The following is a 12,482-nucleotide window of genomic DNA, read 5'->3' on the forward strand; positions in this document are numbered from 1 at the left end:
CTGTTCCTTCAGAAATCAGCAGCCGCCATCAATTGCTGGATCTCGCCACCTCGACTGAGGCGACGAAGCGATAGCCACGTCCGGGGATGTTGATGATGAATCGATTGCCGTCCCTGCCGTCACGAAGCGTGCGGCGCAGCGCCGACATATGAACCGTGAGGTTGGCGGGCTCGACGAAAATATTGGGCCAGACGCGGGCCATCAAATCTTGCTTGCTGACCAGCTCGCCAGGACGTTCGAGCAAAGCAATCAGGATTTCCAGAGCCCGGCTTCCCAGCGGCACGGGCTTGCCGCGTTCCAGCAGAAGAAACTGCATCGGAAACAGGCAAAACGGTCCAAATGAAACGTCGGTTGACGCTGCGCCATCGACCGACCCTGCTGATTTGTCGATGAGCGGCTTGTCTCTATCCGGACTCTGAACAGCCTGTCCTGTGCCAAGTCCCGCCCGAGAATGAAGTTGCTCCAAGGGTTCGAAAATTGCAGTCGATTCCAGTGCTTGCATGATAACCTCACGTGCTTGGCAGGGCTTATCCCAGCAAAATCTTCGTGAGGCATAATTTGATGATTTGGGGTACCAAGCGCTATTCGACGTGCGTGGCGTCTGTTTACCGATTTGGTTGCGTTACCTGAACCTTGATTTACAGATCGTGACGCCGGCGGCTTCCACCGAGCAGTTCGCGGCGATCAGCGTTGTGACTGCGCCAGACTAACTCGACCGAAACGTGGAAGCGTGCAACTCAGGAGCGTTGCGGAGCGTCGGGTACCAGCTTGAGCTTATCAGCCATTCGGCCGAGTTCCGGAAGCGATCCGGCTTTCATTTTCTGCATCGCCCTGCTGCGATGAACCTTCACGGTCGCTTCGGCGATCCCGATATCGTAGGCAATCTGTTTGCTCAGGCGTCCGCGTGCAACTTCGATCACGATCTCACGCTCCCGGGGACTTAATGACAGGAAACGCTCCCTTAGGTCGGCCAAGTCCTTTTCACTTTCACGACGGGCACGATCGCGAGATAAGCCGAACTGAATAGCATCAAGCAGATCCTGATCGCGAAACGGCTTGGTCAAGAACTCGATGGCACCCCGCTTCATTGCCTGGACGGACATCGGGATGTCGCCGTGCCCCGTGATGAAGATGATGGGGATTTCCCTGTTTGCCGTGGCGAGCTCGCGCTGGAGATCGAGGCCGCTTTGGCCGGGCAACCGGATGTCAAGCACCAGACAGGTGGGGCAATCCGGTTGTTCGGCCGCAAGGAACTCGGAGATGGACGCAAATAGCTGAACGTTCATGCCGACCGATCGTAACAGTCGGCCGACCGAAGCGCGGAGGTCCGGATCGTCGTCTATGACCAGCACGGTGGAGGTTGGGTCAGACATCGCTGCTGCTCGGGAGAGATTGCGAAAATAAGCCTTCGTCTGGTTCGAAGTTTGGGAGAACGAGCATTTTTAGCGCTAATCGCTGAATTTGAACAGCTCATTCTATTCCGGATGACGGGCACGATGTACGCCAAAGTTAATGCGCAATCCCATAACTCCGGGGCTCGTTCGATACACTGTCCGAGACGGCGGTCGACTTCGGATGGAACTCGATCTACGGCTAGACCGACAGCCACTGGGCGACGCGCCCATCAGTTCACGTACGCCACTCGGCTTCAGCGGTCACGCGAGATACTCCTTTTTTGGAAGCGTCAAGATGGAAAGCATTATCAGCCTCCGCCGGGAGCCATCGGCAAGGGCCTTAAGCTGACCCACAATCACTCGCTCGGTGATGGGCGCGGCGCGGAGCATCGCCTGCGTTGTCTTTAAGTATTGTTTGCCTCACTGTAAGACCTGAAACGTTATGAAGGCCTCGCAGGGTTCTCTGGCAGAGCCGGTGGAAGGCGATTTGGAGCCAGGGCAGCCAATTGCCGTCACTTGCCCGACAAGCCCTGAATTGATCGACGCATTTCCTGGAGCAAAGCTGGGTTCGCCAAGATTGATAGCGGACGAGACCAAACTTGCCACCACAGACTGCGCATCGCCTGACCTTGCCAGACCCGTGATCTTCAGAGTGATGAGACATTGTTCTCCCCTATTGCCTGATGCATTTAGCGTGCATGCAGACTACGAAAATCATCACCAGCGGCTCAATTGAGCGCAGGTCGATGTCGGATATCCAACAGTGGCGAGACGATGATACGAAGGCTTATGGCGCCCGGGTTTGCTCGTAGAGGTCTCTCTCGTTCACGAGGCATAGACACGCAACTTCGCAATTGTCGTTGAGATAAGCCAAAATTTACGATGCGCGGGCATTCCGCCGGTGGCATTCTTTGAAGGTAACGCGCAAATCCATGCGGAGCGCCGTGGACGGCCGCCTTCGCGAGGTTTTTAAACTGCCAAAGGCGGCACAATGAAAGGCCTGTTGGTTTCGGTCGTCGACGATGATCGGCATTTTCGCAAATCCATGCGACGTCTCATCAGATCGCTTGGCTATAGCGTCGACGATTTTACCTCTGCGACAGACTTTCTCGCCTCCCCGCGCCTTGCCGATACCGCCTGCTTGATCTCCGACATTAATATGCCTGTCATGAGCGGGCTTGAACTCTTCCGGCACCTTGTCGCCCAGGGCTGCACAATTCCGACAATTTTTGTGACTGGCCTTCCCAATGATTCCGACGAGGCCCATGCCTTAAACGACGGAGTCCTGTGCTACCTCGCCAAGCCAGTGGATGAAGAACGTCTCACACGATGTCTTTTCGAAGCTCTGAGGTCGGCTGGTTCGCTCAATGAATCTCAGTGACGTCTGCTGTGGCGCGGGGCAAGGTGAACTTGAATAGAGCGCCGCGTGGTTCGTTCGCCTCCGCCCACAGCTTGCCACCATGGGCATTGATAATGGACCGGCATATCGAAAGGCCCATGCCTGTTCCACTGGCCTTCGTCGTATAGAAGGCCTCGAAGATGTGTTCGAGGTGTATCGGATCAATACCGGGGCCGGAATCGCGCACGGCTACAACGACGCCGGTCGGGTCTTGCTCGGTACTGATCACCAGCTCTCGTGCGCCCGCCTCGACCGAGGCCATTGCCTCGGCCGCATTGAGAACCAGGTTCAGCAAGACTTGCTGCAGTTGAACGCGGTCCCCCGGCACCCTTGGCAACGCAGCCGCAAGCCGGGTCTGGACCGAAACGCCATTCCTGTGCGTCGCGCTGCGTGCCAATGTAATCACTTCGTCTATGGCGGCATTGAGATCGAGGCGCTCCTTTCGTGGCGGCGCATTTTTCATTTGCTCGCGAATGCGGCCGATGATGTCCCCCGCTCGGTCAGTATCATCGACAACACAAGCGAGCGCTTCCTTGACCTCACCCATGTCCGGCGGCTGCATTTCCAGGAAGTTCTGGGCCGCACGGGCGTTGTTGCGTGCGCTGGCGATCGGCTGCGTGATTTCATGGGAAAGCGAAGCTGCCAATTCTCCCATCATGCTGACGCGGTTCATGTGGGCCAAATCCGCTTGCATCTGCTGCAATCGCGCCAACGCCTGCGTGCGATCCTCGATGTCCGTCTGCAGGACATACCACCGGAGAATGCGTCCGGAGTCATCGCGAATTGGGATGCCACGGTTGTCGAACCAACGATATTCGCCATCGAAGCGCCGCAGCCGTTGCTCGATTTGGTAGGGAATACCTGCCGCAATCGATGTCATGAAAACTTCGGCGACGTGAGGAAGGTCCTCCGGGTGGACGGTTCCGTTCGCGGCCCAATTCTTCGCCTCTTCAAGCGACTGACCGCTATACTCCAGGATTTGGCGATTGACGGCTTCCACCTCACCATCCGGGGCCAATATCGCTACCAAGCCCGGTATTCCGTCGATTGCAGAGCGCAAATTTCGCTCGCTTTCACGCAGCGCTTCTTCTGCTCGCTTGCGATCGGTCAGATCGAGCACGAACGCGACGGCCTGGTCGCCATCCTCTTTGAACCGCGCGGCACCTATCAACACGGGAACACGGCTACCATCTTTCCGGAAATATTCCTTCTCGAAGGGCTGGAGGGTCCCGATTGAGTTTAGTGCTGTCCGAGTGAGTATATCGCGCTCGCGCCATTCCGGAGGGCTCAGCTCGGTCCACCGAACGCGGCCCAGAACCAAGTCCTCACGGTCGTATCCAAGGATGCGGAGAAACGCGTCGTTGGCTTCAAGAATCCGGCCCTCCCGATCGGCAACGAAGATCCCAATGATATTCGCGTCGACCAAACGCCGAATCTTTCCTTCGCGGTCCGCGAGGTCCTGATAAAGCCGCGATTTTTCGAGCGAGATTGCCGCCTGCGATGCAAGCACCTTCAATAGGGAGACGCGATCGGGCGTGAACACGTTTGGCGCCAAGTTGTTCTCAAGATAGAGAATGCCTATGAGTTTTCCCTGATTGATCAACGGCAAACAGAGAATAGAACGAACACGACGCTCAACGATGTAGGGATCGGCTGAAAAGGCATTTTGAGATGATGTGCCATCAATAATGATGGCCTCTTGGGTGCGCATTCCATAACGAATGAGCGATTCCGGCAGAGCGGCTTCAGGGTCGGGCCGGTCCCGCAGATGCACGGTTACATCCACTCCATTGGCGGTCGCTTCAGCCTCTATTTGCAGCTTATCATCTCGCGGGACAATCAAGAGACCGCGTTCGGCGCCGGCGTGCTCCAGGGCCGCGCGCATGAGCTTTTCCATGAGCTTTTCCAGAACGATCTCGCCAGAGAGTGCTTGAGAGACTTCGACAATCGTCGCGAGGTCGAGATATTCAACTGGTGCCTCGATTGTGCCGGTTAGCCCCCGCGTGCGCTCGTCCTGCTTCAGCCATGGATGGTGCTGATCCAGTTGCCGCACCTTGGCATCGGCGCCCCATTGGAGATAGCCCCGCCGTGCATTTCCCAAATAAAGATTCGCGATCTCCTCGAACCCACGTGCCGCGTAAAAGCTGGCCGCGAGCTCGTTGGCCAGTGCCTCGTTGTGAACAAATCGGTTCGCGCGTGCCGACGCAATGGCGCGTTCGTATAGCTCCATGGCATCGAGCGGGCGCCCCTCGATACGGGCAATCTCCGCTCCGACCAGCGCGGCGCGGTTCTCGAAATTCTCCGGGCAGTGCTTCGACCAGATCTCAAGCTGCCGGTGGTGCGCGACCAGAGCGCAGACATGATATCCGCGCTCCTCGGTCACTGCCCCGTTACAGGCCATCGCGTTCGAGAGCGCACTGTAGAAATGGTACTCCGCGGTTTCGAAGAGGGACGCCGATGTCCATAGGAGCCGTTTTGCTCTCTCCGAGGCATCGAGAGCGCTCCTATAGTCGCCGGCGAAGAAGCGTGCCTGGAGCTTTCGGCACCAGTACCAGCATTCAGCAAGCGCCAAGTCCGAGTTGCTGGAGTAATGACCCTCGATCCGAAGTTCGTCAAACTGCTCATCGTCGAAGCGCCCGAATATCGGTGTCAAGCCGCGAAGCGTTCGTATCAGCCCGAGCTGTGTGGAGATGATGTCAATGATGAAGCCAAACTGCGCCTTCTGTGCAAACATGAGGCCATGTTCGGCCTCGCGCTGCACCTTAGGGAGCGGATCGCCCGCTGCGAGAAGGTTCGTGTTCAATTGATTGCAGCTGTAGGCAGCGTAAGTGAGGTCGCCAGTGAGATTGGCCGCCTCGAAAGCGCGACGCACAAAATCGCGACCAGCCCGGACATGTCTCGTCCAAGGCATGATGAGATTACCGAAAAGCATGAAGGTGCGAGCCTCGAACCGCCTCAGGCCGCGTTGTTCGACCAAATCGCAACCGAGCTTGCCGAATCGAAATGCGGCTTGGTAATCCTGGAACTGTGCGCCAGCGACAACGCCGAGCGTGGCATAGGCAAAGCATGAGCTGTCGCAATTGCCTCGTTCAAGGCTAAGATTGACTGCGCGGCTCGCGATCAAGGCATATAGATTCGCATCCGTGAAGAATGCGGGTGGTATGATTCTGGTAAGAACCTCTAGTGTCGCCCGCGATGCCGCATCGCTCATCAGACGCAAGTCGACCAGGTCCTCAATCGCTCGGTCGCCGAGCTGCGACCAGACCCGCTCATACTCGCACCGCGCCTCCTCTTCCGATGGGTGTCGCGACCATTCGATGCCCAGATGCCGGAGGTAGTCGAGGCCGACTGCGACTGCGTGGCTGCTGTGACCAAGGGTCGTGTACAGGTCTGCAAGCAGGCAGGTGACGCTGGCGCGTTCGACCGTCGTTGCGGCGCGCTCCGACAGTGCTTTAAGGCGCTGCTCCGCTTGTGCCTGCGCGCTGGTGAGGAACTCACATTCGGCGCGATCCAGCTCCAGCTCGAAGGCCAGCTCCTGCCGGCGCTCCCATGCATCTTCCGGCAGCAGCGCCGCGCCGGTAACGAGATAGGTCAGGGCCGAGGTATAAGCAGCCGATGCCTTCGCGCGCTTGCCAGCGGCCTGATTCAGCTCTGCAAGCTGCTCGCATTCCTCCTGTGACGTGATCAGCGGTGCGCCACGATTGAGCTGGTTGACGATTTCGAAGATTACCTCATCGCGCTTTTCCCGTGGTGTCCGCGCCAGCAGCATCCGGCCGATCGTCAAATGCAGCTCAGCGCGCGACTGTTCCGGTATCAGCGCATAGGCGGCTTCCTGCACCCGGTCGTGAACGAATCTGTAGGAGTGCTCGAGACGCTCGATGAATTGTTGGCGCAGTGCGTCCGCCAGAGCGACGTGCACCTGATCCTCGGATATTTCGAGAACAATAGAGAGCATCGCGACGTCGGCGACATTGCCGAGGCAGGCGAGCTGCCGTAATGCGTCCAATGTGTTGAGCGGCAGCCGCGTCAGCTTTCCGGCCATTAGCTCCACAACATTGTCGGTATACCGTTTGGCGTCGATGGCACCAAGGTCCCAGGACCATCGCGCCCGCCCGTGATCGAAGACCAGGAGACCCTCGTCGGCGAGCACATGAAGGAATTGAGTGACGAAAAACGGATTGCCGTCTGTCTTTGCGTGCACCAGCGTTGCGAGAGGCTCAGCCAGCTTGACGTCGCAGCGAAGCGACTCCGCGATAAGGTTTCCAAGGTCATTTGTCGCCAGCGGAGCCAGCTTGATGTCCTGCACCCTGCCGGTCGCGCGCATGGTTTCCAGCTTGCGCATGAGTGGATGCGCAGCGGTGACCTCGTTGTCGCGGAAAGCGCCAATGAGGAGGAGATTGCGAAGATCAGATCGGGCCAACAGGTCTGCCAAAAGGTCGAGCGTCGCCGCATCCAGCCATTGCAGGTCATCGATGAACAAAACCAAGGGATGTTCGGGACGGGCAAAGACGCCGATCAATTGCCGAAGCACCATCTGGAAGCGCCTCTGCGCGTCCTGCGGTGGAAGCTCCACAATGGGCGGCAACTCTCCAATGAGAAGCTTCAGTTCCGGCACCAGATCGGCCATTAGGCCAGCGTTTGATCCCAGGGTCTGCTGGAGGGCGTCACGCCATGGCGCAAGTTCCGCGTCGCTTTTGCTGAGCAGAGGCCGGATCAGGCTTCGAAGCGCCTGTGCCAGCGTCGCGTAGGGTACATCGCGTTTGAGCAGATCGAATTTGCCGGAAGCGAACAGACCACGCAGCGGGGCCAGAACCGCCTGCAGCTCGTTGACAACAGACGACTTGCCGACACCTGAATAGCCCGAGACCAGGGCCAGTTCCGGGCCGCCACCATCCACGACGCGACCGAAGGAAGCGAGCAAAGTCTCGACCTCGCGTTGCCGCCCGTAAAGTTTCTCTGGGATCAGCAGCCGATCGAGCGTGTCGTGTTCGCCCAGCGGAAAGTCGTCAATCCGACCCTTTGCCTCCCATTCGATTAGGCAATTGCAAAGGTCGCTTTCGAGCCCAGCTGCCGTCTGATAGCGGTCTTCAGCCCGCTTCGCGAGCAGCTTCATGACGATCGCCGAGGCGACACCAGGGATCTCCTTCAGCCGTTCGGCAGGCGGTACCGGCTGCTTGGCGAGATGGCAGTGCACCCATTCCATCGGCTCCGCGGCGGTAAACGGCAAAACACCGGTGATCATTTGATAGAAGGTGACGCCAAGCGCGTAGAGATCACTCCGGGAGTCGATCGACCGATTCATTCGTCCGGTCTGCTCGGGCGCCATATAGGCAAGCGTGCCGGCGATCGTCTCCGGAGGGTGAGGCGATTGACGTTCGCGCGCGAAGCGTAAGGCGATGCCGAACCCGGTCAGCCGCACCTCACCGGTCGCCTCATTGAACAGGATGTTGGCAGGCTTGATATCTTTGTGAACGAGCCCGTGCTGATGAACTCCGCCGAGAGCAGCGGTAACAGCGGTGGCGACGCGTAGGAACAATGCTGTTTCCATTGGCGCGCCGAGCAATCGGTCAAGCGGCTCGCCGCCCGCATCCTCAAGCACCAGCAGGGTCCGACCGGCATCGCGCACGAGGTCGAGCGGCCGCGCTGCCCACGCCCCGTCGAGTTCGTCCCTGAGCTCGTATTCGCGCGCGAGGCGCTCGACGCTTGCGCGGGACGGGTGGCCGGCGGCCGGAGCAACGAGCAGCACGCCGCGTCGCTTGCCCTCATCTTCCAGGCGCCAGCCGCGGCGAAAGGTACGTTCGCCCTCCTCCCACGCCGAGTGAGAACCATCCTCCAGGGACGCAACGTTCTGCGAATGCGGCACCATCGGCCAGACTCCGGGATCCATACGCCTGATCGAGCTCAGCCAGACGCGCTTTGGAGATGACAGCGCGTGGCCTCTTTCCGGCTTGAAGAAATCGTACCTCATCGCCAGCAAAATGCCAGCGGTCCGAGCGCCGGTCCTCGATCCGAGGCCTTCGTGTGGTGCCACCCCTTAGCAGCAATTTGGCGGGATTTGCGGGCCTTTACTCACGCCTTCAGGCGCCGATGGGTCAAGTTGAAACCAGCCAAGGCAAATCGTGTCAAGGCAACAGCAACACCGAAGGAAAGACCATGATGGCAAATGAAGCAGCCAAATCAAAGAGCCCACCGGGCATCGCGCGAGCCGGTCGACTGTTCGTTCTCGAACTGAGCGGCGACCGCATCCACTCCATGAATCCGGACGGTTCCGATCGCAAGACCATCGTCACCGACTGCCGTTACCCCGACGGCATCGTCGTGGATGCCAAGGCTGGCCATATCTATTGGACCAATATGGGCATTCCCAACCTCAACGACGGATCGATCGAGCGCGCCGACCTCGATGGCCGGAATCGAAAGATCATCGTCCCGCAGGGCTTCACCCATACACCCAAGCAGCTCCACCTAGATCGCGAAAACGGCAAACTCTATTGGGGCGACCGCGAAGGCATGCGCATGATGCGCGCAAACCTTGACGGTTCGCAGCTCGAGACGCTGGTCGAGACCGGTCGGGGCGACGAGGACGCACGCGATCAGACGAGATGGTGCGTCGGTATTACCGTCGATCCGAAACTCGGGAAGTTCTACTGGACCCAGAAGGGACCCGACAATGGCGAGCAGGGCCGCATCCTTCGCGCCGGCATCGAGATCCCGGCAGGTGAAACGCCGGCGAACCGTAGCGACATCGAGGTCGTGTTCGACAACCTGCCCGAGCCGATCGACCTCGAATTCGATGTGGAGAACCGCGCCCTCTACTGGACCGATCGCGGCGATGCTCCGCGCGGCAATACCGTCAATCGCGCTCAGGTCGACAAACCCACTGCCCCGGAAATCCTCATCACGCATCTGATGGAGGGCATAGGGCTCGCCCTCGACGTGCTCGGCCACCGGATGTTCGTCACCGACTTCGCCGGCTCTGTCTACTCCGCCGATCTCGATGGCAAGAACGAGCGCAACTTCCTCTACGCCCAGGGCAATCTCACCGGCATCGCCTACGCCGAAATCTGAAAACCACGCAGGAGAACGAAACTATGTCTATCAATAAACCCATTCGTCATATCGCCATCGTCGGCACCGGCGTCATCGGTGCGAGCTGGGCGGCCTTGTTCCTTGCCAAAGGCCTGAAGGTCGTGGCGACAGACCCGGCACCCAATGCCGAAACCAGACTGCGAGAATTCGTGGCAAGCGCCTGGCCAGCACTGACCCGCCTCGGCCTCGCGCCCGGCGCATCCCAGTCGAACCTGAGCTTCACCGCCGACCTTGCCGAAGCTCTGGCCAACGCCGACTTCGTCCAGGAGAACGGACCGGAACGGGTCGACTTCAAGCAGAAGCTCTACGGCCAGCTTGATGCGCTGCTGCCGGAGGACGTGATCATCGCCTCGAGCTCGTCGGGCATCCCGATGAGTCAGATCCAGCCAGGTGCCGCCACCCATCCCGAACGCTGCGTAATCGGTCATCCCTTCAATCCTCCGCACCTGATCCCGCTGGTCGAGATCGTCGGCGGCGCCAAGACCTCGGCGGAAACGATAGCGCGTGCCGACGAATTCTATACGTCGATCGGCAGAAAGACGGTGCGTGTCAACAAGGAGATGCAGGGACATATCGCCAATCGCCTGCAGGCCGCCCTGGCACGTGAAGTCTACTATCTGGTCGCCGAGGGCGTCGTCAGCGCCGCTGACGTCGACACGGCTCTTTCGTGGGGGCCTGGTCTGCGCTGGGGCATCATGGGAAACATGATGCTGAACCATCTCGCCGGCGGCGCAGGCGGCATCGAGCACGCCCTGAAGCAGCTCGGCGGGCCGATGGCGGCCTGGTGGAAGACCCTTGGCACGCCGGAGATGACAGCGGAATTCCAGCAAAAGCTCATCGACAGCGTCCATGTCGAAGTCGGATCGCGAAGCATCGCCGAGCTCGAAGCTGAGCGTGACGAGCTTCTGATCGGTCTCGTGGAGCTGCGCAACAAGCGAAAGGAGATCAACGGCTAGCAGAAAACCGCAGCCGTCGAACGTCGGCTGCGCCATTCACCCATTTTCCAATTCTGATGGAGTTCAAGATGAACATCGCAACCACTGACATCAAAAACCACCAGCCGGATTTGCTCACCGAGACGATCCAGTCCAAGCTCGAAAATCCCGCGCACAGCCCGGAATTCGACATGCATGCCGCTGTCGACCAGGTGCTGCAGGAGGTCGGCATGTCGACGGCCGATGCCGGCGGCACACTGACCTTCTACGGGCGCGATCCGATCATTCCAAGCCCGTTCCGGTTTGGCACGATGGCCGCGGTCAGCCTTGCCGCCAAGTCCGTCGCGATCGCTGCCCTGTGGCGCGACAGGACCGGTGAAGGACAGGATCTCTTTGTCGACACGCGCAAGGCGCTCCGGCGTTTTGCCGGCTTCTACGACCGCAAATGGGAGACGATCAACGGCCGTCCGCCGGCCCTGACCGATCCGATGAACCCGTTCCTCGAATTGCCACTCTTTCGCGAGACGAGCGATGGACGACATGTCGTTGCGCTGAACATCTACCCCAAGTCCGGGGCCCGTGCTCTGAACTTCCTACGGTGCGGCGTCAGCGTCGAATCCCTCAATCAGGCGATCCTGCAGTGGAAGGCTGACGACCTGGAGAAGGCAGCCGCCGAAGCCGGGCTGATCTTTGCGAAAGTGCGTACCTTCGACGAATTCCGCAAGGAAGTTCAATATACCGAAGTCCTGTCCAGGATGCCGCTGATCTCGGTCGAGAAAATCGGTGAAAGCGACCCGGTCCCGTTCAAGGCAGGCGCGAAAACACCCTTGGACGGCATTCGTGCCTTCGGAATGGGACATGTCATTGCCGGAGCTGCCATCGGCAGGGACCTCGCCTATTACGGTGCCGACGTCCTCAATATCTGGCGACCTGACGACACTGAGGTCGACGGGCTCGCCTGGGACGCACAGGTTGGCATGCGTTCGACATTCCTCGACAGCTCCAATCAGGACCGCGCGAGGTTTGACGCACTGCTCAAGGATGCGGATATATTCTTTGCCAATAAGCGTCCAGGTTATCTGGAGCGTCACGGTCTCGATGCCGAAACGCTCAGTGCGAAGAAGCCTGGCCTGATCCATGTGCAGGTCCTGCTCCACGGCAACAAGGGTCCGTGGAAGAACCGGCCGGGATTTGATGAAATCGGTGCCGCCGTCACCGGCCTCTTTGCGATCGAAGGGTCGCTGACGCATCCCAAGTCGCCGCCGATCATTCCGATCGTCGACAATATCGTGGCTTGGATGGGGACCATCGGGGTTCTTTCGGCGCTGCGCCGGCGGGCCATCGAAGGCGGCAGCTATCGCGTCACCGTCTCCCTGACCCGAACGGTCCTGTGGCTGATGTCGCTCGGCATATTCGACAAGGAGTATGCGCGCGCGACAGCGGGCTCCTCGGACGAGCATGCCGATATCGCGCCCGATCTCTTCACGGCCGAGACGCCGCTTGGAACCTACCAGGGCATGACCGACCAGGTGGTGTTCTCGCGCACCCCCGGCTCCTTCAAAACGGTGCTCGTGCCACGCGGCTCGAGCAAGCCTGAATGGCTGAGCGACTGAGACGCAGGATCTCTCAGAGCCCAACGTGAAAGGGTTTCTCCCATGACAGGCG

At 59.4% G+C, this 12,482-nt stretch carries 7 protein-coding genes; 4 read left to right on the top strand and 3 right to left on the bottom strand.

Annotated elements, in window-relative coordinates:
* Positions 1 to 28: 28 nt before the first annotated feature.
* Positions 29 to 316 (bottom strand): winged helix-turn-helix domain-containing protein, encoded by a 288-nt coding sequence (locus tag PY649_RS15345; RefSeq protein WP_285869355.1) that lies wholly within the window; start codon positions 314 to 316, stop codon positions 29 to 31.
* A 421-nt stretch (positions 317 to 737) separates the two neighbouring features.
* A complete protein-coding gene (locus PY649_RS15350) occupies positions 738 to 1,373 on the bottom strand; it encodes a response regulator transcription factor (RefSeq protein WP_285869356.1) in 636 nt (211 codons plus the stop codon).
* A 1,066-nt stretch (positions 1,374 to 2,439) separates the two neighbouring features.
* On the opposite strand from PY649_RS15350, the gene PY649_RS15355 reads away from it, so the two are divergent.
* Positions 2,440 to 2,775, top strand: coding sequence for a response regulator transcription factor (locus tag PY649_RS15355; RefSeq protein ID WP_285869440.1), 336 nt, complete (start codon positions 2,440 to 2,442; stop codon positions 2,773 to 2,775).
* On the opposite strand, the gene PY649_RS15360 is transcribed toward PY649_RS15355, so the two are convergent.
* Positions 2,759 to 8,659 carry an AAA family ATPase gene (locus PY649_RS15360; RefSeq protein WP_285869358.1) on the bottom strand — a complete coding sequence of 1,967 codons (5,901 nt, stop codon included), beginning with the start codon at positions 8,657 to 8,659 and terminating at the stop codon, positions 2,759 to 2,761. The two genes, PY649_RS15355 and PY649_RS15360, sit on opposite strands and share 17 nt — an antisense overlap.
* Positions 8,660 to 8,949: 290 nt before the next feature.
* Between PY649_RS15360 and PY649_RS15365 the strand changes: the two genes are divergently transcribed.
* The 3 genes from PY649_RS15365 (at position 8,950) to PY649_RS15375 (ending at position 12,430) form a co-directional block, all read left to right on the top strand.
* Entirely contained in the window at positions 8,950 to 9,861 is a 912-nt protein-coding gene (locus PY649_RS15365; RefSeq protein WP_349644426.1) for a PQQ-dependent sugar dehydrogenase family protein, read from the top strand.
* A 23-nt stretch (positions 9,862 to 9,884) separates the two neighbouring features.
* Positions 9,885 to 10,838, top strand: coding sequence for a 3-hydroxyacyl-CoA dehydrogenase NAD-binding domain-containing protein (locus tag PY649_RS15370; protein ID WP_285869362.1), 954 nt, complete (start codon positions 9,885 to 9,887; stop codon positions 10,836 to 10,838).
* A 68-nt stretch (positions 10,839 to 10,906) separates the two neighbouring features.
* Positions 10,907 to 12,430 (top strand): CoA transferase, encoded by a 1,524-nt coding sequence (locus tag PY649_RS15375; RefSeq protein ID WP_285869363.1) that lies wholly within the window; start codon positions 10,907 to 10,909, stop codon positions 12,428 to 12,430.
* The last annotated feature ends 52 nt before the right edge of the window (positions 12,431 to 12,482 follow it).

This window comes from Rhizobium mayense (assembly GCF_030272705.1).
Lineage (GTDB): Bacteria > Pseudomonadota > Alphaproteobacteria > Rhizobiales > Rhizobiaceae > Rhizobium > Rhizobium mayense.